This is a genomic window from Proteus vulgaris (genome assembly GCF_033708015.1).
In the GTDB taxonomy this organism is placed as follows: Bacteria; Pseudomonadota; Gammaproteobacteria; order Enterobacterales; family Enterobacteriaceae; genus Proteus.
The window spans coordinates 2,882,115-2,908,532 of sequence record NZ_CP137920.1; the positions used below are offsets into that span (position 1 = coordinate 2,882,115).

Here is a 26,418-nt window from a genome sequence, read left to right on the forward strand (position 1 = left end):
CCTGCGCAGTCTGATGTCACCTAATTAAATCCAGTCATCTTAGGCACCTTGATAGGCACCTCGTTAACCTTTATCGTTTTTGAGGCGCCTAAATCAAAAATAGCAAGACAAACCAAACCGTTATCAGTAAAAGAGAACGACGTGGCAAAGCTAAAACAGTAGTTGTAAGATCGTGGGCTCAACCAAGCATTATGTTGCTGTACTGAATCATAAATCCGCATCAGGTTGCGCATTTGGTGATTTTTATATCGTGGCAAGAACTGGCGGAAACTGGCAACAACGCGATACGGGCACTTGTAGCCCGAATGCCTACGTTCAAAAAGGAACCATTAATAATGGTCAGTACTCTTCGGTCGATATTGGTGTTGGCGGGACGATTGTAGCCCGTTACCCCATTGGGTATTGGAGTATGCAAAAAGAGTTCTCAGGCAAGAACCGACCACGCTGGAAAGAAAAAGACCGTACTAAAGGTGGGTTGCAACCAATCAACAATAAATAATATTCTCGCTGCCATCAATGGCGGTAGCGAGAACGATAAAAGGTAACTGAAGATAACGTAATGAATAAGATAAAAAGCCTATTTGCGATAGGGCTATTGGTAGTGAGCACATTTAGCTTGGCTGAAGAGCAACAGTGTTATGCAAGTATCACACATACGAGCTCAAATTTTATTAACCAAGGTTACTGTAGCTACTCTTTACCCTCGATAATGGCGGTAACCATATGGTTCTAGACCACGCGGAGTTTGGTGCGCTTGAGATAACCTTGAGAATGAAAGATGGGCAAGGAAAAGCATTAGTGGATACGGTACTGGAAGTGGAACCTTTTGGCGACTCTAGTGCCACTTTTGCTAGATTGGAAATACCTTGTAAAGATGTTGCTGAGTTTGAAGTGGTTAAAGCGGTGGAAGATCAAAACGGGCGTAAGGTTGAGTTACCGCTATCGATTTTTCAGGCTAATAATCCAGAGCTGGCGAAAAATAATTTTTTAGTTATTCACCAAAGAGACGTGTGGCAGATTAAATGATCTCCCATTTTTTTGATTAGTCGGCTTTGAGCAGGATGCGGACCTTATCATGTTTATCTATCGTGACGAGGTCTACATCAAGAACAGTGAGCACAAAGGAGGGGACAGAAATCATTCTGGATAAGTAGCGAAATGGACCTATCGGATTCGATGCACCAGCCCTTCAATGCTCAGCGGTCACGACTTGATAACTACAGTGACCTCAATCCGAAGAATATTAACTCTGTTAGCCAGGTTGCCCAGGCTTACTCAATTTCCTCTCTCAGATTGCTCTCATTACTTACTCTATATATTCCATCTAAAAACTTAAATATAATGGCATTTCAAATTTGAAATGCCATTATATTTAAGTTTTTACTATTTTCAGAATTAATAAAGGAATGTCATGAAAGAGGATATTTTTTTTGAGCGTTGTGGTAATGGGCAAGGGAATACCTTGAATATTTTTATTCATGGTTACTCTGCCGCTTCAACTGAAAGTGATAGAGATAAGCTAAAAAACCATGTGGCTAAAGTAAATACAAGTGATTCTAATATCTTCGCATTTTGGCCTAGCGGTTCGATATTGAATAATTTCTCTGTCGCAGACCTTTTAGGGGTTGCCTTAAAACCAAACCCCTATCTTTTAGCCGTGAGTGCTATATCATCTCAAATTGGTGGATTTAAAGCGATCGAACAAAGTATCAATAACTTGAAATATAAATTTTACGTTTTATTAGTTCGTTTTTTAAAAATAAATAGCAATAAATATGAGGCTATAAATATATATTCTCATTCTCTTGGTGCTAGGTTAATCATTGAGTCTATTTTAGCAATGAGTGATGAATTTAAAAGTATAAATATAAATAATTTAATATTCATGGCAGGTGCAAGAAATCTAAGTAATGTTGAATGCAAAAAATTACTAACCGTGATATCTGGGAATATATACAATATCCACTCAGATGCCGATCTTGTTTTAAAAATCAAGCCCGACTTTGAAAAATGCATAGGCGCGCATCCGATTGTGATTGATGAGGAACTAAAAGGAAGAATTATGAACAGACCGTTTCACTTGCTAGGTCATCTTGATTATTGGGATAATGTTCATAAAATAATTAATCATTTGGATTTTAATAACAACTCAAGAAAAGAAGTCATGGTTGTCAATAATAATAAACCCATTGAGTTCTGCTTGAAAGATGAATCTCTCTATAACGTAATATATTACTCATCAAACAAGGAAAGAGAGGTAATAGCTAAATTATTAAATAAAAGAAATAGTGCCTTTTCGAATAAAGAGCTTGAAACCCAGGCTTTAACAAATGAAATACAGTTGATGGGCGGAGATTCCATCGTAAACAAACTAAGAGGGAATGGTGTTAAATACAATGAAATATTGCGAGACATTTCTGATGAAATTGGAATAAAAAATATAAAAGAAAAAGCAGATTTCGAAATAGAAAGTATGATACTTGATGTAATGATGAATGATTTTAAAAAGGAAATATTAACAAACGGCATTAATAAGGATAAGTGTGAGGCAATTGTTAATGCTATTGATACTTATTTGATTGGTAGTGACAATGATTTTATCGATGTGAACGTTTTCAATGATATTTATGATGTAACAGATAGGTTTAGAACTATCCATTTTACTGGGCCTGCAACCCAAGTGTTGATTCCAATAGTTATTTTAATAAAGATCCTCAGAGACCGCATTATTAAAAATAATGACTCTTTGATTAATTTTGTAGGATAATTTACTGAGATATTTGAAGTGTAACAACTGCTGACCAGTCAAGCTCATAAGAAAATCACCTGTAAATGAGGTCAGCTAAGCATAATACGTGCATAAGGGGGGGACTCCCCCCCAGAGCAAGCAACATAACAAGCATGAAGAACTGTGCAAGTGACCTTCAATGGTTACAGTTTGTCTATTGTTCTGTACCACAATACAACTAATACTAAAACCCAGCCGCCAGAGAAACTTCCCAACAGCAGCCTAAATATTACTGCTTGCTATTTCTAGCAAGTTTGCCACAGATGAAGGTACTGGGCTATGAATGAGGTTTTTAGCAAATGCTAATTCATTTAATGTTTTCTTTGACCCCGTCACGAAAGATATTTCATTTATCATGCTCAATATTTCCGGTAAAAACAGCCTATCTATAAATTGAATTGGAATAATATTCTTTACTGAGACCGTAATTTTATCTGTTCAATAGCCCAGTGTCCTGCAAAATCATTATTAAGACCGACAAAGCTTCCATTAATAGCATTAGCTATGCCACGAGATTCAATTTACGCGCCATGCCCCGCCTCATACATACATTCAGTTTGACTCCTACGATACAGATGAGATGTGGGGAGATCTGCAAGAAAATAATAGGCGAACATCTATTGTTGAACTATCAGCACGAGGAAGCACAATTGACAAAATAATAGAATCCAACCCATCCATTACAGTATTAGATATAATAAAAGAATTAAATTCCAGATCTAAACGGATGTCAGAAATGGCTAATTTATTGAAAAAAACAGAGTAGTGCCGATACTCGATGAAACAGACCGAGTTATATAATCAATCAGCTATCAATTTCTGGTATCTTACTCGTGTCCTAATTTTATATCACTTAAAAACCCCAGAACTTAAATCAATAAAATGCTCTAATGATAATTTACCTTCAAACTGTTCCCCATATTCCCGATTCATTGTTTGTATATCTAATTTGAAAGATATATTCCTAAATTTACCTGATTTATTTATGGGAATTAATTTATTATCTAAAAAAAACTTAATAACTTTTTTATGCCCTTCAACATCATCAATATTTAAGTAAAAACACGCTACTCCAGATCCAGCGTTATTCGTATATTTACAATGATCTACCACACTATTTAAAATTGCTTTTTGACATATTTTATTTGTAAATTCCACATCATAAAAAAAATACATCCATTTGCCAATTTTTTCGCTATTTTTGTTATTACTGTCATTATCAGATGAAAAATAAACCCAAAAATCATTTTCTTTAATTTTCATAAAACACCTAATTTAACGATGGTAAAATTTTAGTGTAGTACTACTTTATTATATTAACGTTCCTCTTTCACTTTCTGTGCCTCCTTTCTCACATTTTCACCTTATAGATCGAACCTTCTGACATCTGTACATAGGCAGAAATAAATCTACTAGTTGGAATATCAATGGGATCTCCATCGTTGAAACTCTCAATCTCATTACTCGCAACCTACGGGGTAAAAGGAGAGAATCGATAATCAAAAATGTAAGTAGATAATGATTTTTTCTTATTACCTTTACTGTATGACTTGACTTGAATTGATATTCCATAAAATCCATATACCGACTGAAAAACTTTTTGTAATATATTCGTCCATGAATTTTATATTTAAAACTTAACTATTTTCGAGCCTATCATTGTCGCTTTTCCACCTACTCTTACTCGACGAATTGTATTTTCTGTTGAATCAATAATAACGTGAATAAGAGAAGAACATTGCATTGCACGCCCCTGCTCTAATAAAAAATGTGTTTTGTGAGGGAATACATGCTTAACAAGATAACAACCTAAAGCACCGCTAGAACTTCCTGTCGCAGACTCTTCATTGATACCATATAAAGGGGCAAAATTACGGCAATGGGCAGTGATTTCTTCATCTTGGCTTAGCTCAAAAACATGAAAACCAATCGTATTAAATTCACGACTTAAGTTTGCAATTGCATCAAAATTAGGTTTTAGATTATCTAATTGTCCCAATTGTACGGGGATCAGCATATCAGGTAATCCCGTTGAAAATATCTCAATGGGTAAGCCTGTTTCAGAAATAGTTTCGCAATTTACGCCCAGTGCAGCAGCGACAATATCGACATTTGGAGCTTGTCGAGAAACAGGTAATGTTTGCTCCATAACGATATTTTCAGTATCAATTGCGACGCTTAAAATGCCCGCTTTCGTTTTTTGTGTGTAATGACCCGCTGCTAATAAATTAAGTGAAGATAAAGTAAAAAATAGCGCCAATGTAGCATGACCACAAAAATCGACTTCTCCTTCAGGGGTAAAAAAATCAACTTTAAAATCAGTCTCTTCACCTTGATAAACAAAAGCGGTTTCAGAAAACCCAACTTCTTTAGCGATAGCAATTTTCTGCTCATCACTTAATTGAGGAGGATTAAGTACCACGCCAGCAGGATTGCCACCTTTATTATCTCGAGTAAATGAGTTTACAAGGTGCACTTTGATCTCGTGCTCTACTGAGCGTATCGCTTTATTTTGCATATATTTCCCGCATAGCTTCAAATAATATTAAGTCTGTGTGTAAATACAGAGTGTACTAAATCTATCTTATAACGTTCGATTTTAAATACTTTTTAAGTGTTAGATAAAACACGCGCTAATTAGCGCAAACATCCGACACGCTATCTAACCCTTGCTGTCTTTGTTCAAATATGACGCTTTTCTTATCACCCTCTCGGATTATTTTTAAGATATAAATACTATCAAAATCACTGCTTTTCCATTTAGGTATTAATTTAGGATCCCCCCCTTCTTGCTTCATGATATCTCGTGCCACTTTAACTAAATTATCATGCTCCCATGCAATAAAAATCACTGCATTTTCATATTTCATACTTAACAGATCTTCACGCAACTCTTTTATCTCTTTAGCATGATATTGAAGATGAATAGGCAATGAGGTTTTAATAGCAATAGGTGAAATCGTTTGGAGTGAACGTAATGAATTTCCTAGCTTACTTTGTTTAGGTGCTGCGGCAAATAAGGCATCAGGTTTGCCAAATTGATTGATAAGCACATTAGGTAGGGCTAGTGCTCTATTTAATCCTTTACAGGTCAGTTGCCCACTATCATTATCAGGTTTTTCACCATGTCTTATAAAGACAAGTGTTTGCTCAGAATACGCCATATGACTAAATCCTAAAATAAATATGCTCAAAAATATAAATACACTGCGCATACAGCGTTACCTTTAAGTCCATTGAGTATAAGTCCATGAGTAAGTTAAAATACATCTAACATTAACCATAAACTCACCTGTTTTAAGTCATCCAGTTTATCATAGTCAAACGTATTTCAGAGGGGGAGCAAACCTTAGATAGCGTCCATTTAACCACGCTTATATTCATTGACGGTTATTCTACTTTCTAAACGCCCTAAAATTAATTAACAAACATTAAAATAGAACAAACAATTGTTAACGGAAAATAAAGAATATCTTTAATTTTTCATTACTTTTCATCCAGCTTTACAAAATTAAATGAAACTTAAATACTCAGCACATTTAGATAAAAAAAGGGAGCCAAACCCTTTTTTACAATAAAAATAATGTGTTAAAAATCAATGCAAGTCTTTTTATCTCCTTTTATTTCGTTTAATGACTAAAGTTCTTTCACTGCTTACCGATACTGTTTGTTCTTAAATAAGTTACCAATACTTATTAATTACTATTTATCCAGGGTTAAGCATGTTCTTTAAAAACTTTAAAATTCGTACAAAGTTAACCATCGCATTTACAACTTTTGTGATGTTAATTATGTTAGGTTCTGGTTTTGCACTAATGGGTTTAAATAGTGCGAATCAAGATATTCATGATGTCGTTGATGATATCTACCCAGCCACAGTAAAAGCCAATTTGCTGATTAATAATTTCAATGAGTTTATTATATTTCAGCAACTCACTATGCTTGATGAGCAAGGGAGTTTAGCCGCTGAGCAAGAGAGCAAAAAAGCAGAGATCACCGCTAAGATTGCGCAATTACTGAAAGAATTAGACGAAACCACACACGATGCTGAGTCAAAAAAAATCTTAGCTGAAGTTTATGATATTCGTCAGCAATATATCACCTCTCAAAACTTCGTGGTGAAGGCATTTAATGAAAATAATAGACACGCAGCCGTCAATGAACTAATAACAAAAACGTCCGCTATTCAGTTAAGGTATCGCGATAAAATCTTAGCGTTTATTGAATTGCAAAATCAAAAAATGGAGAAAGCGGGTGACGCTGTTGAGCGTGATTTTATTGAGAAAAGAGTATTTTTAGTATTATTAACCCTCGTCAGCATTATTGTGGGCAGCATTTTAGGGTGGTTTATTACTAGAGGTATTACTCTTCCATTAGAAAAGGCAATAAACTTTGCCAAAGCGATTGCCAGTGGTGATTTAACACAAGATGTTAATACTGATTACCATGATGAAGCAGGAATATTATTACAAGCGCTTGCTGACATGAAAATGCACCTATTAGACGTGGTGCAAAATGTACAAAATGGTGCTGAAAATATTTCGTCAGCAGCAGAACAAATTACGGCTGGTAGTCAAAATTTAGCGGCAAGAACAGAAGAACAAGCGACATCAGTAGAAGAAACAGCAAGCTCGATGGAGCAAATGACGTCAACGATTAAAAATACCGCTGCTCATACTCATGATGCCATTAATGTTGCTGAAAAAACTGAAATTGTCGTCCATCATAATGGCGAAATGATGCTTCAGTTAACTGAAAAAATGAGAGCAATAAATAGTTCATCATCTCAAATGACTGATATTATTAATTTAATTGATGCCATTGCATTCCAAACGAATATTCTTGCGCTAAATGCCGCGGTTGAAGCCGCTAGAGCGGGTGAACATGGTAAAGGTTTTGCGGTTGTTGCTGGTGAAGTCAGGTTACTCGCACAAAAAAGTGCAGATTCCGCTAATGATATACGCACCCTTATCGATAATTCATCAACTCAAACACAAGAAGGCATGGAGTTAGTTGAACAAGCAGGCTCGCAAATTCAGAAAATGATCACTGATGTCGAGGAGATCAGTGCATTATTACGAGAAATCGGGCAAGCAAGTAATGAGCAAAGCGATGGTATATCGCAAATCAATAATGCTATAAGTCAGCTTGATTCAACGACACAACAAAATGCGGGATTAGTCGAGGAGTCTGTCGCTGCCGCCGGTTCACTCAATGAACAGGCAGTAAACCTCAATAAATTAGTTAATTACTTTCAGATTAAAAATATCTAATATTTAGTTGAATAAGTTTATAAAAAATAAAGGTCACTAACCTTCTACCATAGTGACCTTTACATATGCTTTATACATGCTCTAAACGACGATATAAATCAATCATCTCAGCCAAAAACATGAGTTAAATGCGCTTTATATTCAATAATATCTTGATCAACATTTGGCTCTTTGATCACATCATTTGTCATAAAAGTAGGTAATTGAGACAGCCCTAAAAATTGTTGAGATTTGTGGAAAGCAAAATAAACACCATCAACACCTCTACCATCAAAGAAATTACCAAATTCATTAAAAGCTTCAACTGGCGCATTCCAAGTTACGGAAATCATATATTGTTTTCCTTGTAGCAAACCGCCTGTACCATATTGTTTTTTAGGATCACGACGTGTACGCCCATCGTTCTCATACAATTTACCGTGTCCTAAGGTGTAGACATCATCCATATACTTTTTCACTTTCCATGGCATCATCATCCACCAACCTGGCATTTGATATACAATAGTGTCAGCCCATAAGAATTTTTCAATTTCTTCTTCGATATCATAGCCTTCCTCTATTTGAGTTTCTTTAACACTATGACCTAATGTTACTAAATGCTCAGAGGCAATATCATGTAATGTACGGTTTAGTCGACCTGCAGAGTGACCAAAGTTTTGACCACCATTGATCAGTAAAATATTCATTTCAACTCCTAAATTTTTTCTTTCGATACGTCTAATGGAGTTAATTTAACAGGAAATGAACAGGTTAGCACACAACATAAACCCCCAAATTAATTTTTAAATTCAGAGTTACAATCTTTATATTTAATCGAAATAAGATTATATAAAAATAAAAAACCAAAAATAATCGTTTTTACGATTATGTATATTAATAATAACGATTATTGCTTTTTAGGTAAAAGTCTATTGTTGCTCAGGCTATTTTTTTAAACGGCAGACTGTTATAACATTAATTAGAGCACCTTCTAACCTGATAAGAGAGTATTACTCTCATATTAAAATCAGCGGTAAGAACCTAAGCGTATTAGGGGACTCGAAATTACAACTTTAATGTGTCAGATAAATATTGAGTTAAACTGTCAATAAAAACGCGAATGCGCTGACTCACCACGCGATCACTATAATAAACCGCATGAAAAGGTAATGGGATCGACTGTAATTTATCACTAAATAGCTCAACTAATTGACCTTCTTGAATATCTTTATTCACCATAAAATCAGATAAACAAGCAATCCCTTCACCACTCACACATAATTGCCTTAATGTTTCACCACTGTTTGAAGATATTCCTTTTGTTACCGTAATTAATTCATTCTTTTCGATTTCTAAAGGCCATGTATTTAATGAAACAGGCTCTGTAAATGTTAAACAAGTATGCTCGCTTAACGCTTGTGCTGTTGTCGGAATTCCTTTTTGCTCTAGATACTTTGGCGAAGCAATAATTTTACGATAGCTATTAAATAAAGGGCGTGCACGTAAACTTGAATCAGTTAAATGACCTACTCGTATAGCCACATCCACTTTACGCTCAATTAAATTTACAAAAGTTTCTGATGAAACTAGGGATAAAATAATATCAGGGTATTGTTGACGAAAAATAGAAATAAAAGGGATCAAGAGATGTAATACAACAGGGGTAGCCGCATCTATTCGTAATAAACCTTTAGGTGAGCTTTGTGTACCATATAACTCATTTTCAGCGGCTTGCATTTCCTGCAAAATCACTTTCATCCGTTGAAAATAAAGTTCTCCTTCTACGGTAAGATCAATTTGGCAAGTCGTTCTATTCAATAAATTAACACCTAATTTATCTTCTAATTTTTTCACTGTACGGCTGACGGCTGAGTTAGCCAAATTCAGTTTATCTGCAGCTTTTGTAAAGCTTTTATGTTCAACAACTTCAACGAATACTCTCGCTTCTTCTGATGTTGCTTTCATACAATAAGTCTCAGTGCTATTAGGTAGTATATTGAGATTTAAGGATACGGATATTTTTTTATTATTGCAATTAAGTTAACAGTGAGAAGTGAATAGTGTGTTATTGAGAATAGTGCGAATGATATAAAGAAACGTGACGACATAAAAAACAAGCAGATATACATCATGTACACCTGCTCCAATCATGATTTATACATGAAAATATTTAATTAAAAATAATGAGACACATTAACAGAGGGTAAATAAAATTAAGCTAATTTTTCAATAAATTTGATATCTAACAATTCAATTTTATCTTTTAGATTTTCAACAAACGCTTTCATATGTTCCGTCTCGTTATGTTTATCAATAGCGTTCTGGTCTTTCCATATTTCAAAGAAAATAAATGTTCTTGGTTGAGTAGTATCCTTATGAAGCTCATATTGAATGCACCCTTCATCTTTATGACTCGGTTTTATCATTGCTTTGCAAGCAGATAACACTTCATTTTCATGATTTTCCTTTGCCACAATTGTGGCAATCAATCTGATATTGTTCATATGAAATCCTGTATTCCAACATAAATATAAATGACAAATAAATAACGACCTGAAATGACTCTAGCACAATTTTTTATTTCATTATTTACATTTAGGCAAAAATAAGTTGCTGATACAGCTATTGTCATTACGATTATTATTTCTTTAAAAATCTATTCAATAAAATAAACACCATATTTATTATTGCTATTTAAGCAATAGTCTATTGTTTTTTTCCTTATTTATTGCTTTTAATCACTTTATTAAACTAGCGCCATATCAATTTTTGAGCTCTGCTCTTTTTATTAGGAATAATAATGAAAGCTTTTTTCCCTCTATTAGCACTCGCAACCGGTGCTTTTGCTATCGGTGCAACAGAATTTACGCCTATGGGGTTGTTACCGAATATTGCCTCTGGGTTAGATATCTCAATAACAACAGCGGGGGGATTAATTACAGGTTATGCCGTGGGTGTTATGGTAGGCGCGCCTATTATGACATTAGGATTAGGTCGGTTAACAAAACGACATGCCTTAATTTTTCTATTATTGCTCTTTATTGCAGGTAATTTATTAGCCTCGCAATCAAATAGCTATTTGGGATTAATGATTGCCAGGCTAATAACGAGCCTTAATCATGGTGCTTTTTTTGGTATTGGGTCGGTCGTAGCGGCAAGCCTTGTTGAAAAACATAAACAAGCAGCTGCCGTTGCTGCGATGTTTATGGGATTAACACTTTCAAACTTAATCGGTGTTCCTTTAATGACTTGGATTGGTCAAGTTTATGGCTGGCGTTTAGCCTTTATCCTTATTTCTGGATTAGGTATTGTGACATTGATAGGTTTATTAATGCTTCTACCTTCGATGCCCAAAGGAAATAAGCCGAATATCAAATATGAATTAAAAGTACTCACTCGTTTACCTGTTGTGTTAGCACTACTAACGACTGTATTTGGCGCTTCTGCTCTTTTTGCGCTTTATACATACATTGCCCCTTTCCTTATTAATATCGTTCATGTCAGTGAAAGTGATGTGGCAATGCTACTTATTGTGATTGGATTAGGATTTACCGTAGGTAATTACCTAGGGGGGAAATTATCGGCAAAAGGAATTGATAGAACATTGGTGATATTTTTTGTATTACTGATTGTGTCTATGCTCATACTCCCGCTTGTTTCAAGTAACCTGTACCTAACAGTGATCACTCTCTTTATTTGGAGTGCAGCAAGTTTTGCACTTGTACCTCCATTACAGATAAAAACAATGCAAATAGCTCATGATGCTCCGGGTTTAGTCTCATCAGTGAATATTGGTGCATTTAATTTAGGTAATGCTATTGGAGCTATTATTGGTGGAGTTGCTTTAAAGTACGGTTATAACATTGTCCCTTTAAGCGCGGCATTAGTTGGGATCGTGGGTTTATTACTGGTTTTTTCTCAATTTAAAGTGAAAAGAGAACCACAAAACAGCTTGGCTTAGTCTTTAACGTCTATTTACACTCACTCAAAAAAGGAACCTAGCTCACACTTTGGTTCTTTTTTTTATGTGTAACAACGTCGCCAATAAAATGTAAACAATTTTACTAATATCAGACAAACTATTTGTTTTCGCCGACTTATTTTGGAGGTTATGGATAGCGGCAAATGTTAAATCCTAAAACATTACTAACATAATCGCTGATTTCTGTTATCAAAACAGAGCCATTTAATGATGAAAATAACCTTTTCACTATTAATACACTCACTATAATCTCAGGGTAATCTCTCTTATTGTGAGATAAGCTTATAGCGCTAAAACAGACAGCAACACATTTATACGCTAAAGAAAATACCCGCTATAGATTATTACGTAGTTAAAAAAACAGAAATAATTATCTGCAAACTCACTTTTTAACCACGGTTTTACTTTGATTATTTGTATGACAATTATCTTAGGAAAACTTAATATCACATCTAAAAATGAGACTGTTACTTTAAAAAAATTTCATGACTTATCTTTGCTCTAGAATAATCAATCAAAACACTTTAAAAAGGTAAGAAATACCTTTAAATAACTCTTTTTCTGTTTTTAAATAGCGTTTATTTGGCACTTTTTCAGCGATAAAGAATAAGAAAAATAAACTTTTTGTTTTTATCAATACGTTTAAGATCACCTCAATCATGTCTTTAACTAAGAAACGTTAGAAAGAACTATTCTCAATTACTATTTATCTCACTCATTATAGAACCATTATCTTACTGATTTGTATTACAATTAAACACTATTTAAAAGACAGTAATCATGCACATCTAGGCACAAAAAGAAGTCAATCAATGATGAGGAAATTATATTGGCATTTTTTTAAACAGTTCATATAAAAATATGAATTTTGTATAGTGAGAATTAAAAATAAACAAAAATAAATTAATGAAAATAAATTATTTTTATACTATATAAAAATAGTTATAAATGATGAATGAAAAAACGCCCTATTTTATAGATAAATTTATAAAATAAAAAAATGAGAAACAAAAAAAAAGAAAGAGAAAAAATAAATATAGAAATAAAAAAATATAAAAAAACAAAAACAATAGCAAATTAAAAATAAATAATATTGATAACAAATAAAGATATTATAAAAAATAAGATAAAAGATAATTTAAATAATTAGAATAACAAAATTTAGAATAATCAAATATTGAAATAAAAAAAACTTTCAGTCTATTTGTTAATAAAATACACCCAAAAGCAATTGATTAATTTAATTTATGTTTAATGTAAGGTTAGCTCGTCGTTTCTAGGCTAAAAAAGCGCATTTTAAACATAAACTCATCTTTTTATTACATAGCGAAAACCATCAATATCGCTCTTTTTTTCATCAAAAATCAATTTAATAACAACATTAGCAATTTAATTACATTGATGAACGTCAAAAAAATCGACAATTAACAAGCAACTAATGAGAAAAAAGGAATTTTTTTATATTTGTCACACAATTGATTTTATTCTATTACATCTCAATAAATATTCCCTACAATAGCCAACTAATCTAACCTGACAATTTCCTAAGTGATGATATTTTTCATTGTTTAGGTTAGTAACTATCTTTTTTTATTTATGATTTATCGTTTCAGCAAAGTAGAGCATTAATAAAACCTAGTACCCTACACAATTATATAATGACCAACTTATAGGTTTGCCAACGCAGTTATAAACGATAAAAATTGCAAACTTAAGGATAAAAATAATCATGTCAGACTATCTCTCATTCTTATTAGGCATTGTGCCTTTAGCCGTGTTGATTTTTATGATCTTAAAAATGAAATCAGCCGTTCACCATGCCGTGCTTGTATCTTTAGTGATAACTGTTGCGCTTGCTATTTTCCATTGGAACAACACCATTCAATTTGCTTCAGTCTCTATCCTTTATGGTGCAGTTAAAGGATTGTGGCCAATCATTATCGTTATTCTGGCTGCTATTTATAGTTATAACTTAATGCTAAAAACAGGCGGCATGGATGTACTTAAAGATGTACTCGCTGGCATAAGTGATGATAAGCGTGTGCAAGTTCTGCTTATCTCATGGTGTTTTGGTGGCTTTCTTGAAGCGGTTGCGGGTTATGGTACTGCGGTTGCCATTCCTATCGGCATTTTAATTGCACTTGGATTTGATCCTTTTAAAGCAGCCGTTGCCTCTTTGGTAGCCAATACAGTCCCTACTGCTTTTGGCGCAGTCGGTATTCCTGTTTCGATTTTGGCGCAAAACACTGGGCTTGATGTATTAGTGTTGAGTAAAACGATTATTATTCAATTGGGATTATTTAATATCGTATTGCCTTTTGTCATCGTTGCCATTGCTGGTGGCGGAATTAAAGCAATTAAAGGTGTCGGATTTATTACCTTAATGTGTGGTATCAGCACACTGATCCCTCAATATATCGTTGCGGCTAATTTAGGTGCTGAATTACCCGCGTTTGCAGGTAGCTTAGTCAGCTTAATTGTAGTGATTTTTCTTGCTAAACGCATGAAAAACAGCGGTGGTAAACAAAAAAGTGTAAAAAAACATACGGGTAAAGAGTTGTTAGTCGCAAGCTCTATTTATCTGTTTACCTTTATCTTTATTTTAGCGTGCTCACCTTTATTCCCTACGATCCAAAGCATGGCGGGTGCGATATCCACTAAGATCCCATTTGTATTAAGTGACACACAAACGGAATATCAAACCATTGCTTGGTTAAGTACACCGGGGGTATTAATTATACTCGCCAGCTTTGTCGGGGGCACCATTCAAGGTGCAAGCGTTTCAACACTTATCTCTGTGCTAGTTAAAACAACTATCCAACTGAAAAACTCCATTATCGCTATCACAGCAATCGTAGCGATGGCAACCGTCATGGATTTCAGTGGCATGATTGGCAGTATCGCTGAAACCTTAGTCGATTTCACAGGTGCAGGATTTATCTTTATTGCACCAGTAATCGGTGCATTAGGAACCTTCGTAACCGGTAGTGACACCAACTCTAACGTACTGTTTGGTAAGCTACAAACCAGTGCCGCAGCTAAACTTAATATTGATCCATTCATTCTCGCTGCGGCTAATACCTCTGGCGCAACAGGCGGTAAAATGATTTCACCACAAAGTATCGCCATTGCTGTTTCAGCGACAAAAATGGATGGTCAAAGCAGTGCCATTATGCGTGAAACCTTAAAATACTGTATCGCCTATATCGTTATTCTTGGGGCGAAGATCGGCATTATTTATCATCTAATGAACTAATTAATAAGGAAAAGGGAGCGTGTTCACTCCACTCTCTTTTCCTCCTATAACGAAGCAATAAAAGAATTTTATCTTTAGTAAAAATGACAACATCTGAGCGATGTTTTGGAGTTCGATTAATGAAAGTTAATTTTTATGCGACTTGTCTTGGTGATGTGCTGAAAGCAGATTCAGCCCGAGACACCGTCTTGTTACTTGAAAAATTAGGCTGTGAAGTCTTATTTCAAGAACGTCAAGGTTGCTGTGGTCAGCCAGCGCTTAATAGCGGTTATGTTAATAACGCAAAACCGGCCATGAAATCGTTAATTGAAACATTGGAAGTAAACGACTATCCCATAATTTCACCCGCTGGCTCCTGTACTTATGCCATTAAAGGTTATCCAACGTATCTTGCAGATGAACCACAATGGGCATTACGGGCACAAGGTGTTGCCGATCGCCTTATTGATTTAACCAGTTTTATTGTTAACACCCTTGGTGTTGTTGATGTAGGTGCTCGCCTACCGGGTAAAGCGGTTTATCATCCATCTTGCAGTTTAACCCGAAAATTAGGTGTCGTTAGTGAGCCTTTAACACTGTTAAAACATGTTGAAGGCCTTGAAATTTTGCCTTTTGCAAACTCAGAAACCTGCTGTGGCTTTGGGGGAACTTTCTCCGTGAAGATGTCTGAAATTTCAGGCGAGATGGTAACTGAAAAAGTAAAACATATTATGGAGGTAAGCCCTGATTATGTCATTGGTGCCGATACAAGCTGCTTAATCAACATTCAAGGTCGTTTAAGTCGTGAAAAGCGCCCTGTAAAAGTGTTGCATATTGCACAAGTTTTAATGAGCCAATAAGGGAGCCTGCTTATGTCTATCAAAACCAGTGATATCGATTTCAGACCTCGTCTAGAACATGAAATGAAAGACACAATCATGCGTAATGCGGTTGTTATGGCGCAAGAACGCATAGGGGCTAACCGTCAAATCATGGTAAAGGAACTGGGTAATTGGGAAGAATGGCGCGATCGCGCTGAACAAATCCGTAACCATGTTCTCGAAAACTTAGATGCTTATCTCTATCAATTATCTGAAAAAGTGACTGAAAACGGAGGCCATGTTTATTTTGCTAAAACAGCAGAAGACGCCTCTCGTTATATTTGTGACGTTGCCAAAAAGAAAAACGCGAAGAAGATTGTAAAATCTAAATCAATGGTCACCGAAGAAATAGGGATGAATAAAGCCTTACAAAATGAAGGTATTGAGATCATCGAAACTGATCTGGGTGAATATATTCTTCAATTAGATAACGATCCGCCGTCTCATATTGTGGTTCCGGCGATCCACAAAGACCGTTATCAAATTCGCAAAGTCTTAAATGAAAAACTCAATTATGAAGGCAGTGAAACGCCTGAAGATATGACACTTTTCATTAGACAACGTATCAGACAAGACTTCCTTTCTGCTGATATTGGTGTTACTGGCTGTAACTTTGCCGTAGCTGAGACAGGTACTGTCTGTTTAGTCACCAATGAAGGTAATGCACGGATGACTACAACATTACCTAAAACCCATATAGCAGTTATGGGTATGGAACGAGTGGCACCCACCTTTGAAGAAGTTGATCCGTTGATCACCATGTTATGTCGTAGCGCCGTTGGCTCACGTTTAACCAGTTATAACACTTGGGTGACTGGCCCACGTGAAGCAGGCAATGCTGACGGCCCAGAAGAGTTCCATTTGGTGATTGTAGACAATGGCCGTTCTGAAATTTTAGGGTCACAATTTAAAGATATTTTGCGTTGTATTCGCTGTGGTGCTTGCCTTAATACGTGCCCTGCTTATCGTAATATTGGGGGGCATGCTTATGGCTCAATTTATCCAGGCCCAATCGGTGCAGTAATTTCTCCGCTATTAGGCGGTTATAAAGATTTCCACGATCTTCCTTATGCATGTTCACTATGTAATGCTTGTAATGTGGTTTGCCCAGTCAAAATTCCTTTAGCACAACTGATTTTAAAGCATCGCCGAGTCATGGCAGAAACAGGCCTTACACCAAAAGCAGAACGTCGAGTCACCGGTATGTTTAATTATATCAACTCACATCCTGCCCTTTGGAAAGTAGGTATGAATGTTGGTGCGAAAATGGCGGGATTAATGATCAAAAATGGTTCTACACCAATCAAAATCAGTGTTCTTAACGATTGGATGAGATCACGTGATCTTCCTAAACCGGATGGTTATAGCTTCCGTAGTTGGTTTAAACGCCATAAAGCAGAAGGGAAAAAATAATATGTTAAACGAACAAAATCGTAATGAATTTCTGCAAACTATTGCCGAAAAATTAGGGCGTCCTATTGCGCATAAGCCACAACCACAACCTGCACCTGTGAATGATTTAGCAAAAACACGCTTAACTAACTTGACTCAAGATGAATTATGCAACGCGTTCACTGACTTTGCACAAACTCAAATGGTGAAATGTGTTGTTAGCAAACCTGATGAAGTTATTAATAGCCTAATTGAGCTATGTGAAAGTTATGATTGTAAAGGCTCGGTGGTAATAAGTGGTGATGAGCGTTTAAATGCACTTGGCGTCACAAAAGCCGTTAGCGAAAAATACGAAACTTATGTTTGGGATCCCGCTCTTGGTCATGAAAATATAATTCATGCTGAACGCTCTCAAATCGGGATTGTTTTTGCTGAAGCCGGCTTAACAGAATCTGGTGGGATCGTTCTATTTTCGTCTCCAGAGAAAGGGCGTGCCGTGAGTTTATTACCTGAAACCTCAATTGTTATCCTACGTAAAAGTGATATTTTGCCTCGTGTGGCTCAAATTGCTGAGCGTTTACATAAAATGGCTCAAGAAGGAATGAGAATGCCGTCTTGTATCAATTTAATTGGTGGTGCAAGTTCTACTGCTGATATTGAATTGATTAAAGTATGGGGGGTTCATGGCCCTGTTCATGCGGCTTATTTGATTATTGAAGATTGCTAATTCAAGATAAAACGACGTTAAAACGATAACAAAATAGCGCACAGTCAGAGTTAATCATCAATGCCTAAATCAAACCCAAAAGATAAGTTAATGGCTTTTGGGTTTTTCTCTATTATTAACCAATTAGTTATTCAATAATATTTTTGCTCTCCATTGATTTAATTTTATTTCACATGCGAGTAAAACATCGCCTGCCCCCGTTCCTCCCATTAATAGTGCAGATTGTCGTTGACATTCAGCACTTCTAAATTGAATAAAATGCTGTTGAGAACTCGCTAATGCATCAATGGCACTTTTTGCTGCAACAGAATCCGTATCTTCAAGATCACTCTTACTTTTGTCATAAATGACATTCATTTGCTGTTCTGCCAGTTTTAACTCATCCAATAAACAGGCTTGCACTGCTGTTCTTGGTTCGTTTGCGGTCACTTCATAACATTTGGCTAAAGGATCGTATTTACCTTGTGCCGAAGAATAAAAGCTAACTGTAAGTAAGCTACAAGAGATCAAAAATAGACTTATCTTCACACCAACTCCTTATAGATATTTATAATAAGATTTATGTTCAACATAATGTATAAAATAACGAATATCACATCTATTAGTGCGAATAACTTCATTTTAGGATATATCGTATCTGACTTGATAATTTTAAATTTCAATCAAATAATAATAAGAAGAAAACATAATTAATATTTTTTGATTTAAAAATATTTTGCTTATTTTTATCAAGTAAACATTATTTCACACAATATCAATAGATTAAAAATCCACCAAGGATCTTTAAAATAGTCATTTACTACTTTAATTTTTCTTTCAATTGATAAAATAACAAACTTTCGTATATTGAAAAAAATTCACCATTTCAATTTTCACTCTTTTTTTCTTAACGTAGCGATAGAAAACCCGCTTTTTTTGCAGTAATCTCATACCACTCTTATTGGCAATTTTTGCCTAAAAACGACCACTGGTATCACCGATATGTTCTATAAATTCACCCCTATTATTCTTCTCATAATTTCCAACGTTTTTATGACATTTGCTTGGTATGGACATCTAAAATATGGCAATAAACCCCTTATTATTGTCATTATTTTAAGCTGGCTAATCGCATTCGTTGAATACTGTTTTGCCGTACCCGCAAATCGCATTGGTCATAATTACTACAGTGCAGCAGAATTAAAAACCATACAAGAAGTGATTACATTAACCATTTTCGCTATTTTTTCTGTCACTTACTTAGGTGAAAATTTTACATTAAATCACTTTATTGGTTTTCTTTTAATTGGGGCGGGCGCGTTATTTATTTTTAAAGGTCCTTTTTAGAAAAACCTATCAATAGATATCGTCAGCGTGTTTTCTAAGCCTATTATCTACTTTTGTTTTATTATCGCCTTATCAAAATTGATAAGGCTTTTTTTATTTAAATCCGAATCTTTTGATTACTTTTAATACTATTTATAGTGTGGTTTTTACAAACGTTCAAATAACACCATTGTTTATCATTAAGTGATATAGTCTACCCATATGATTTTTACAAAATAATAACCTATTTTTTAATAAAAATATTCCATGTATAAAAACATTTATCTTGAAAAATATTTTTCATTTAGCGCATAATGACTACTCTAAGAGAAGCATCGTTTCTCTGTCTTTTTTTGCCTCTCTTAAACTGCCGCACCTGTAAAAGGTGCATTTTATCACTTTAACGTCAGATAAAATGGTATCTGGTATGAGCAAACATTCTAACGATTTTATTTATATGCAGGATAATCCCTGTATGCATTGTGGTGCTTGTTGCGCCTATTTTAGAGTTTCGTTCTATTGGGCAGAAATGGTAAGTGGTGGCGGTGTGGTTCCTGATGAATTAACAGAACCATTAACACCTTTTCTCTCTTGCATGAAAGGAACGAATTCTAAGAAACCACGTTGTGACAAACTGGTCGGTGAAGTTGGAGAGTGTGTAAGCTGTTCTATCTATGAACAACGTCCCTCTCCTTGTCGTGAGTTTCAACAATCTTGGGTAAATGGTGTCCCTAATGAAGCTTGTGATCGTGCGAGAGCGGCTTATGGTTTACCTCCATTAACTCATGTCACCTTACCTCACACCGCGTAAAACATCAGAGGGGTTAAGCCCCTCCTGATTATTGAGTTTCCTCCAACCTGTTTTTATTAAAAATAAAATAACAGCAAAAAAAAATCATTATTAAATAATATGTTAGTTTGACTTTATTTTTAAATAACCTAGTATATAAGGTAATGAATTAATAACGTGTATTTAGTGAGGTTTTTTATTTAAAAATAGCAACAAACTTGGAGGACATTATGATCAGTAGCTCTTTTTTTATCCTTTTCCTTTCTTTTATCTGTTCTACTGCTGTCGTTAGTATGTTACTCGGTGGCTTAGAGGAATAATTATGAATATTTCAGATGAAAATATTCTCCCACAGAAATAATGCCCATACTGATTTTCTATAAAGTATGGGCATTATTTTATTTACTGTTTAAATTTTATCTCTATTTTTACTATTATTATTTTTATTCTATTTTTATAAAAAACTAAACGCCTCAATTTTTTCGTTTACTTATTTAGTAGGTAAAATGCCCCGTTATTTTCCATGAAAATAAGACATCCTCAGCAACCTGCCCAAACCCAATATTATGCATAACTAGATAACGTTGGTTATCCCAGCTTTTCTTATTTACTACAATACCAATATGAGGTCGTCCATTATCTAAACGCCAGCTAACTATATCGCCTGGGACATAATCTTCTGCATTTTTTGTAATCGGTTTTACTTTTCCTTTTCGTGTAAAAAAGACTTCTAAATTGGGAACGCGACGGTGATCAATATTCGTATCAGGCTTATTCAATCCCCACATTCGTTTACTTGGATAAGCGGAAAAGTTTGCCTTAATATCTTCATGCAATAGTTTTTGTAAATCGATATCAATCCCACGATAACTACGAATAATCACATCACTACATACTCCTTTATAAGCAGGCACATCCCCCATTGGGTAATCTATTTTACGATAATCAGCATCGTAAAATACGGCTCTTGGTAAGTTGGCGGCATACTCCACCAGCTTTTTATTTTGTTCTGAGGTTATCGCTTGTGCACTTGAAAAAGGAATAACAAGTAAGAGTAAAACGCTTATTTTCATTATGTTCACTGTGTGTTCTCCATGAAAAAGTGTAATCCATTATTTAAGAAGGAAATAACGTTATCTGTTTATACTGATAAAGCACAGTATAAAAATATAAGGGAAGTCTTAATTCGTTTTGAGAATAGAGATAAAAAAACCGAGCCACCTTTACGGTAAGCTCGGCTGATGAATAAGAGCAAAAGAGCAAGAAAGAGAGTCAATAAAAGAAAACAGTTTAGTTCAACACAATATGGCTTTTACGGCGTAAACTTGCAAAGAGCATGTAAATTGCCGTCACTAATAACACCACAAAGAAAAAATTCATGATGCCATTGTTAGCTTGCGCCATAAACATTCCTGCCCCTAAAGGCCCAATTGCAGAACCAATGCTATAACTTAATAGCATCACTTGTGTAATCGCGACAATGTAACTGGCATTCACATGATCACATGCCAATGTAATAGCGATAGGATAAAGTGCAAAAGAAGACATTCCTAATAGCGCTAGTGCAATAATAAGCACTATATAATCACTAGAAAGATAAGTCAGTCCCATGGCAAAAACGCCCACTAAACACATCATCGCTAATAACAGTGTCTTGCTTATCATCACAGACAATTTACTAATAATAGGCTGAACCACCATTCCGCCTAAAATAATTGCTGCCATCAACACACCAATTTGGTCTGTTGTAAACTGTCCTTGATTTAAAGCCAACGGCATCATGCCATAAATACTGCCCATCACAATACCAGATACCATGCAGCCCACTAAAGCCGCCTTATTTAATCGGCTCATCTGCTTGAGTGACAAACCTTTATGATCATGCCCTTGTGGTTGTCCTTGTTTAAAAAACAGAGGCGGTAATACGGCGATTAATAACAAAACTAATATCGCCATAAATGGGATAGCCCCTTGCGCACCAATTGCACCAATCGCCAATTGACCTAATGTTGTACCACCATATAGCGAGGTCATATAGAAGCCTAAACGTTTAGCTCGCTCTTTAGGATTATCGCCAATTAATAGCCACGACTCGACAACAACAAATATACCTGCGACCGCCATACCACCAATAAAACGGAAAACCATCCATGCTGATAAATAAGGCATTAAAGGCAACACACCGACAGTCACCGCCAGTAATAATAAAAATACAACGAAAGAGAGGCGATGCCCTATTCTTGCAATAATAGGTTCTATCATGACTGAACCTATTAACAGTCCAATAAAATAAATACTTGCTAACCAACTGGCATAAAGTGTATCCATTCCAAAACTGCTCATAGACAGTGGAATTAAACTCATTAAATAGCCTGACGCGATAGCAAATACCGTTAACCCAGCCACAGGTACTAATGTACTGTCGCCTTTGCGTACCAAAGTAGTGTTCTGTTTCACTACCCTCGTCTCCACAATCAAAACGGTTGATGATGCGCTGTTTTCTCGATGCCTGATAGAGGCCGTTTTTTTATCTAGGAAAGATAAAAAAACAAAGGTGAAAACAGTGGATGGCGTCCCTAAGTTCAGGAGACGCGAATATAGCGTTTAAATGATAATAAATAAAATTATAAAATCTAATGCCAGAAAACAATTTTATTTATCTCAAACAGGATTATCACCTTTTTCTGCTAAAAAGAAATAGCGTTAATCTAATATTTATTTTTATTAAAAGATAAGTATTTTTTTATTAAGAACCATTACGCGGAAATACGTACTAAATAAAATAAAAATAATAAATATTCATAGCTATCCTATTGTTACCCGCTAAGATAGCTAAAAATAAAGCGATTTTTTTGTTTATTCGGCACTTTTTTCTAAAGCAATGTTAATGGCATCAGGAATTGAGCCACCATGGCCTTTACCTTCAAACAGATAAAACTCACACTGTTTTCCTGCTTCCGATAAATAGTGACATAACTGGCGTTGCGTTAACCAACTATTGCGCTCTTGATAATTTTTCTGCTGCTCTTCATTTAATTGGCTTAAATCTGGTTTTTCTTCTTTTTCACCCAAGGTTATTGAAATCGAAACATCATCAGGAATAGCATACCATTGCGCTTTTCTCACCCACTCGCCCTTTCCCCACCATAATGATGGACTTGCTGCGATATAACGTTGAAATGTTTCTGGATGATTGAATAAAACATAAAGCGTGAATACACCACCAAAAGAGTGACCAAACAGAGATTGCTGAGTAACTGAAATTTTTTCTTTAGCAAGTTGAGCTAACGCGTAAGGTCTTACTTGAGTTAAGAAAAATTGATAAAAATACTCTGCGTTTCCACCTTGGCTAAATGCTTCTCCTTTTACATTCGGCGTATAGTCATGCGTTCTTTCTGCAATAAAATAAGCTTTATCTCCCACATATCCCACACTGATAATTGCAGGCAGCGGTTTATTTTTCTGCTTTATGGCTTCGTTTATCATCAACGGAAATTGCGCATTTCCATCAACACCATAAATTAATGCTGTTTTAGTTGTATTTTTAGGAATAGCAAGAAAGAGGCGATATTGTTTTCCTTCATATGCCACTTCTTTATTTGTAATGTGATAATAGGCGTGAGCTTGAGACTCAATTTCAGGCACTTCTTGGTTAGGTCTAGCTTGAGCTACTGCAGATAACATAATCATTCCACATAACATTAGTATTCGCATAAATCAGATACTCTATCGGTAATTAAAAAATGAACCGTTAAGATGAAAATAATAGAGAGAGATAAAAAAATAAACCCCATATGAATTACGGGGTTTATTTTAATTTAGACTTGATTAGAAGCTATATTTAAGATTCGCCCAATAACGACGACCTTCATCAACAACCCAGTTACCGCCTTTATCATTTACAGCAGGGCCTGTTTCATCTGTAATATTCAATACGGCAAAATTAAACATCGTATTTTTATTAAAGTTGTAGGTCATCCCTAAATCAAAGGTTGTGTACCCACTACGATAACGTGCCCCAGTGTAGCCGTTACGTTGTGCCGCCCAAATTTGTTTTCCAGTATAAGCCGTATTGGCATAAAAACTGGTTGCTTCATCAAACTGCCAATCCACTCGCGCATTGGCACTGTGTTTGGGTGTCATATCAAGTGGATAACCTTTTAAAGATTCACCTGATGATAATTTCTCATCATCACTTTTACGTTCTGAATCAATATAAGTGTAGTTTGCATTCACATGCCAGTTCTCAGCAATAGGGAATCCCACAGCCGTTTCAATTCCTTTAATATTTGCCTTACCAACATTATCGTATTGATACAATTTTAAACCTGTAATTGGATCTAGTTCGCCTGTATCGTAGTTTGTTAGCTTATCTTTAAAATCGGTATTAAAGAAAGTCACACTTGCGGTAACGCCATCCCCATTATCATAACCAATACCAATTTCTTGGCTGACTGATGTTTCAGGTTTCAAATCACGATTACCGTACATAATCGCACGGCCTTTTTCAGTTGAAGTGCCATATTCAGGGCTGATTTCACGTAAACTTGGTGCTTTAAAGGCTTTCGCCACACCGCCTTTTAAAGTGAATTCATCAGTTAAATGATAAACGGCATAGGCTCTTGGACTCCAGTGATTACCGTAATATTCGTGATCATCAAGACGCACACCGCCCGTCAATGCCAAATTATCTGTAACGCTATATTCATCTTCAATAAATAATGCTTTTTGATCAGCCGTAATGGTCGATTGTTTTATATCTTTGCCTCCAAGAGAAGATTCATCTTTTAAACGTGAATATTGATATTGACCACCAAAGGTCATCACATTATCAGGCAAAAATGCGGTAAATTTCGCATCAAAAACAGTATTGGTAATTTCAGGGCGGCGATCTTCATAATATTTCTCACGCTCTTTTGTCACCTTATCAATCATTTCTGTTTTGGTGATACGTTTAGTCTGTTCTTGATAAACACTTAATTCCGAATGCAGAATATCGAACTGATTCTTATAGGTTAATGCCCAATGATTACGGTCATTATTGGTTTCCAACATTTTATTTTCATCTGCTTTTCCACCGCGGATCGTAAATTCGCTCATGGATTTACCCGGCGTCGTTGTTCTCTGTAACGTATTGCGACCCGCTTCTAATAAAATGGTTTGATTATCTGTCGGTGTGAATGCCAATTTTGCCGTAATATTTTTATTGTCATTACGACCTTGACCATAAGTGATTTTATCTTCAGCACGTAAATAACTACTGCCGTAAAGTTGTAAGCCTAATTTATCTTCAATTAAAGGCCCTGAAAGATAAAAATCACCATTAATAGAATCGCCTGCATCACGGTTATGTTGCAATGTCCCCCCAAGAGCAACAGAGCCATGCCACTCTTTTGTTATTGGTTTAGTGATAATATTGATAACACCGCCCATCGCATCTGAACCATATAGAGATGACATCGGTCCACGAATAACTTCGATACGTTCAATCGCCTCTGCAGGTGGAATAAAACCACCTTCATATCCCCCGCTCCCATTAGGACGCGACTCACGGCTATTTTGGCGACGACCATCAACAAGGATCAGTGTGTATTCGCCTGGTAAACCACGCATGGTGATTTCCTGTTTATTCGCATTACCATTAATGCTAACGCCTTCAACACCTTTTACGGCATCGGCCAAATCATGAACGGGTTTCTTTGCGAGTTGTTCTTTGCTGATCACGGTGATACTTGCTGGTGCATCTGTAATTTGTTGAGCAAACCCTGATGCTGATACAACAAGTTTTTCTTCTTTATTTTCTTGTGCATACAGCGGGTAAGACGCAGATAAAATACAGGCTGTTAAAACACCCATTTTAAAGTTCATAGCATTTCCCTGAATTAATAACAGTTATAGTAATGAGAATGATTAATATTATCTTAATCAAATATTCATGAGAATGATTTTCTTTTCATATTTAGTGTTTTTTTTTAATCTGTATCAAAGCAAATGAGTGCCATTCCTATTAAGCACAGAAATCGTGAGAGCATAAAAAAAGCAGATGGCATAACCATCTGCTTTGTC

Annotated in this window: 22 protein-coding genes and 1 pseudogene; 12 read left to right on the forward strand and 11 right to left on the reverse strand. The window is 35.5% G+C overall.

What is annotated here, in order from left to right; translation table 11 throughout:
- The first annotated feature begins 172 nt into the window (after positions 1-172).
- The 4 genes and pseudogenes from SB028_RS13890 to SB028_RS13905 all read left to right on the forward strand — a co-directional run bounded on the left by SB028_RS13890 (position 173) and on the right by SB028_RS13905 (position 2,767).
- Complete coding sequence (locus tag SB028_RS13890) at positions 173-499, forward strand: hypothetical protein (protein WP_286138838.1); 327 nt, start codon at positions 173-175, stop codon at positions 497-499.
- A 224-nt stretch (positions 500-723) separates the two neighbouring features.
- A complete protein-coding gene (locus SB028_RS13895) occupies positions 724-1,026 on the forward strand; it encodes an IrmA family protein (RefSeq protein WP_286138837.1) in 303 nt (100 codons plus the stop codon).
- A gap of 28 nt (positions 1,027-1,054) precedes the next feature.
- A pseudogene (locus tag SB028_RS13900) lies at positions 1,055-1,221 on the forward strand (DnaB-like helicase C-terminal domain-containing protein); the annotation flags it as partial.
- Between the two features lie 190 nt (positions 1,222-1,411).
- Positions 1,412-2,767: a DUF726 domain-containing protein gene (locus SB028_RS13905; protein WP_069730281.1), complete on the forward strand. Its 1,356-nt coding sequence runs from the start codon at positions 1,412-1,414 to the stop codon at positions 2,765-2,767.
- A gap of 870 nt (positions 2,768-3,637) precedes the next feature.
- On the opposite strand, the gene SB028_RS13910 is transcribed toward SB028_RS13905, so the two are convergent.
- The 3 genes from SB028_RS13910 to SB028_RS13920 form a co-directional block, all read right to left on the reverse strand.
- Complete coding sequence (locus tag SB028_RS13910) at positions 3,638-4,051, reverse strand: hypothetical protein (RefSeq protein WP_069367786.1); 414 nt, start codon at positions 4,049-4,051, stop codon at positions 3,638-3,640.
- Positions 4,052-4,418: 367 nt separating this feature from the next.
- Positions 4,419-5,306, reverse strand: coding sequence for a PhzF family phenazine biosynthesis protein (locus SB028_RS13915; protein ID WP_069367785.1), 888 nt, complete (start codon positions 5,304-5,306; stop codon positions 4,419-4,421).
- Positions 5,307-5,421: 115 nt separating this feature from the next.
- Positions 5,422-6,003: a histidine phosphatase family protein gene (locus tag SB028_RS13920; protein ID WP_069367784.1), complete on the reverse strand. Its 582-nt coding sequence runs from the start codon at positions 6,001-6,003 to the stop codon at positions 5,422-5,424.
- 507 nt (positions 6,004-6,510) lie between these two features.
- Between SB028_RS13920 and SB028_RS13925 the strand changes: the two genes are divergently transcribed.
- A complete protein-coding gene (locus tag SB028_RS13925) occupies positions 6,511-8,061 on the forward strand; it encodes a methyl-accepting chemotaxis protein (protein ID WP_069367783.1) in 1,551 nt (516 codons plus the stop codon).
- 107 nt (positions 8,062-8,168) lie between these two features.
- On the opposite strand, the gene SB028_RS13930 is transcribed toward SB028_RS13925, so the two are convergent.
- The 3 genes from SB028_RS13930 to SB028_RS13940 all read right to left on the reverse strand — a co-directional run bounded on the left by SB028_RS13930 (position 8,169) and on the right by SB028_RS13940 (position 10,544).
- Positions 8,169-8,747 (reverse strand): NAD(P)H-dependent oxidoreductase, encoded by a 579-nt coding sequence (locus SB028_RS13930; RefSeq protein WP_069367782.1) that lies wholly within the window; start codon positions 8,745-8,747, stop codon positions 8,169-8,171.
- A 358-nt stretch (positions 8,748-9,105) separates the two neighbouring features.
- Positions 9,106-10,005, reverse strand: coding sequence for a DNA-binding transcriptional regulator YafC (gene yafC / locus SB028_RS13935; RefSeq protein ID WP_069367781.1), 900 nt, complete (start codon positions 10,003-10,005; stop codon positions 9,106-9,108).
- 248 nt (positions 10,006-10,253) lie between these two features.
- Entirely contained in the window at positions 10,254-10,544 is a 291-nt protein-coding gene (locus tag SB028_RS13940; RefSeq protein WP_069367780.1) for a putative quinol monooxygenase, read from the reverse strand.
- 296 nt (positions 10,545-10,840) lie between these two features.
- Between SB028_RS13940 and SB028_RS13945 the strand changes: the two genes are divergently transcribed.
- From SB028_RS13945 to SB028_RS13965, 5 genes are all read left to right on the forward strand, one after another.
- Positions 10,841-12,001 carry an MFS transporter gene (locus SB028_RS13945; protein WP_069367779.1) on the forward strand — a complete coding sequence of 387 codons (1,161 nt, stop codon included), beginning with the start codon at positions 10,841-10,843 and terminating at the stop codon, positions 11,999-12,001.
- A 1,750-nt stretch (positions 12,002-13,751) separates the two neighbouring features.
- Positions 13,752-15,278: an L-lactate permease gene (locus SB028_RS13950; RefSeq protein WP_069367778.1), complete on the forward strand. Its 1,527-nt coding sequence runs from the start codon at positions 13,752-13,754 to the stop codon at positions 15,276-15,278.
- 119 nt (positions 15,279-15,397) lie between these two features.
- The gene (locus tag SB028_RS13955) at positions 15,398-16,117 is read left to right on the forward strand and encodes a (Fe-S)-binding protein (protein WP_069367777.1); all 720 of its coding nucleotides are present in this window, start codon (positions 15,398-15,400) and stop codon (positions 16,115-16,117) included.
- A gap of 12 nt (positions 16,118-16,129) precedes the next feature.
- Complete coding sequence (locus tag SB028_RS13960; RefSeq protein ID WP_069367776.1) at positions 16,130-17,551, forward strand: LutB/LldF family L-lactate oxidation iron-sulfur protein; 1,422 nt, start codon at positions 16,130-16,132, stop codon at positions 17,549-17,551.
- A gap of 1 nt (position 17,552) precedes the next feature.
- Positions 17,553-18,257 (forward strand): LutC/YkgG family protein, encoded by a 705-nt coding sequence (locus tag SB028_RS13965; protein ID WP_069367775.1) that lies wholly within the window; start codon positions 17,553-17,555, stop codon positions 18,255-18,257.
- 123 nt (positions 18,258-18,380) lie between these two features.
- Here the strand turns inward: SB028_RS13965 and umoC are convergent, their stop codons facing one another.
- Positions 18,381-18,785 carry a lysozyme inhibitor LprI family protein gene (gene umoC, locus SB028_RS13970; protein WP_069367774.1) on the reverse strand — a complete coding sequence of 135 codons (405 nt, stop codon included), beginning with the start codon at positions 18,783-18,785 and terminating at the stop codon, positions 18,381-18,383.
- 453 nt (positions 18,786-19,238) lie between these two features.
- Between umoC and SB028_RS13975 the strand changes: the two genes are divergently transcribed.
- Together SB028_RS13975 and SB028_RS13980 are read left to right on the forward strand one after the other, a co-directional pair.
- Positions 19,239-19,583, forward strand: a complete 345-nt coding sequence (locus tag SB028_RS13975; protein ID WP_069367773.1) for a DMT family protein — start codon at positions 19,239-19,241, stop codon at positions 19,581-19,583.
- 406 nt (positions 19,584-19,989) lie between these two features.
- Positions 19,990-20,373, forward strand: a complete 384-nt coding sequence (locus tag SB028_RS13980; protein ID WP_069368025.1) for a YkgJ family cysteine cluster protein — start codon at positions 19,990-19,992, stop codon at positions 20,371-20,373.
- Between the two features lie 473 nt (positions 20,374-20,846).
- Here SB028_RS13980 and SB028_RS13985 read toward each other — a convergent pair whose 3' ends face one another.
- The 4 genes from SB028_RS13985 to SB028_RS14000 all read right to left on the reverse strand — a co-directional run bounded on the left by SB028_RS13985 (position 20,847) and on the right by SB028_RS14000 (position 26,220).
- Positions 20,847-21,425: a DUF1287 domain-containing protein gene (locus tag SB028_RS13985; protein WP_069367772.1), complete on the reverse strand. Its 579-nt coding sequence runs from the start codon at positions 21,423-21,425 to the stop codon at positions 20,847-20,849.
- Positions 21,426-21,642: 217 nt separating this feature from the next.
- A complete protein-coding gene (locus tag SB028_RS13990) occupies positions 21,643-22,809 on the reverse strand; it encodes an MFS transporter (protein WP_069367771.1) in 1,167 nt (388 codons plus the stop codon).
- 399 nt (positions 22,810-23,208) lie between these two features.
- Complete coding sequence (locus SB028_RS13995) at positions 23,209-24,036, reverse strand: alpha/beta hydrolase (RefSeq protein ID WP_286138834.1); 828 nt, start codon at positions 24,034-24,036, stop codon at positions 23,209-23,211.
- Positions 24,037-24,180: 144 nt separating this feature from the next.
- Positions 24,181-26,220 (reverse strand): IreA family TonB-dependent siderophore receptor, encoded by a 2,040-nt coding sequence (locus tag SB028_RS14000; protein ID WP_069367769.1) that lies wholly within the window; start codon positions 26,218-26,220, stop codon positions 24,181-24,183.
- Between the last annotated feature and the right edge of the window lie 198 nt (positions 26,221-26,418).

Excerpts from the sequence above, each read along its gene's own strand:
- SB028_RS13965 (WP_069367775.1), top strand. The coding sequence starts at position 17,553 with ATGTTAAACGAACAAAATCGTAATGAATTTCTGCAAACTATTGCCGAA.
- SB028_RS13955 (WP_069367777.1), top strand. The coding sequence starts at position 15,398 with ATGAAAGTTAATTTTTATGCGACTTGTCTTGGTGATGTGCTGAAAGCA.
- SB028_RS13895 (WP_286138837.1), top strand. The coding sequence starts at position 724 with ATGGTTCTAGACCACGCGGAGTTTGGTGCGCTTGAGATAACCTTGAGA.
- SB028_RS13995 (WP_286138834.1), bottom strand. The coding sequence starts at position 24,036 with ATGTTATCTGCAGTAGCTCAAGCTAGACCTAACCAAGAAGTGCCTGAA.
- SB028_RS13975 (WP_069367773.1), top strand. The coding sequence starts at position 19,239 with ATGTTCTATAAATTCACCCCTATTATTCTTCTCATAATTTCCAACGTT.
- SB028_RS13945 (WP_069367779.1), top strand. The coding sequence starts at position 10,841 with ATGAAAGCTTTTTTCCCTCTATTAGCACTCGCAACCGGTGCTTTTGCT.
- SB028_RS13910 (WP_069367786.1), bottom strand. The coding sequence starts at position 4,051 with ATGAAAATTAAAGAAAATGATTTTTGGGTTTATTTTTCATCTGATAAT.
- yafC (WP_069367781.1), bottom strand. The coding sequence starts at position 10,005 with ATGAAAGCAACATCAGAAGAAGCGAGAGTATTCGTTGAAGTTGTTGAA.
- SB028_RS13985 (WP_069367772.1), bottom strand. The coding sequence starts at position 21,425 with ATGAAAATAAGCGTTTTACTCTTACTTGTTATTCCTTTTTCAAGTGCA.
- SB028_RS13960 (WP_069367776.1), top strand. The coding sequence starts at position 16,130 with ATGTCTATCAAAACCAGTGATATCGATTTCAGACCTCGTCTAGAACAT.
- SB028_RS13925 (WP_069367783.1), top strand. The coding sequence starts at position 6,511 with ATGTTCTTTAAAAACTTTAAAATTCGTACAAAGTTAACCATCGCATTT.
- SB028_RS13915 (WP_069367785.1), bottom strand. The coding sequence starts at position 5,306 with ATGCAAAATAAAGCGATACGCTCAGTAGAGCACGAGATCAAAGTGCAC.
- SB028_RS13980 (WP_069368025.1), top strand. The coding sequence starts at position 19,990 with ATGAGCAAACATTCTAACGATTTTATTTATATGCAGGATAATCCCTGT.
- SB028_RS13940 (WP_069367780.1), bottom strand. The coding sequence starts at position 10,544 with ATGAACAATATCAGATTGATTGCCACAATTGTGGCAAAGGAAAATCAT.
- SB028_RS13905 (WP_069730281.1), top strand. The coding sequence starts at position 1,412 with ATGAAAGAGGATATTTTTTTTGAGCGTTGTGGTAATGGGCAAGGGAAT.
- SB028_RS13950 (WP_069367778.1), top strand. The coding sequence starts at position 13,752 with ATGTCAGACTATCTCTCATTCTTATTAGGCATTGTGCCTTTAGCCGTG.
- SB028_RS14000 (WP_069367769.1), bottom strand. The coding sequence starts at position 26,220 with ATGAACTTTAAAATGGGTGTTTTAACAGCCTGTATTTTATCTGCGTCT.
- SB028_RS13930 (WP_069367782.1), bottom strand. The coding sequence starts at position 8,747 with ATGAATATTTTACTGATCAATGGTGGTCAAAACTTTGGTCACTCTGCA.
- SB028_RS13920 (WP_069367784.1), bottom strand. The coding sequence starts at position 6,003 with ATGCGCAGTGTATTTATATTTTTGAGCATATTTATTTTAGGATTTAGT.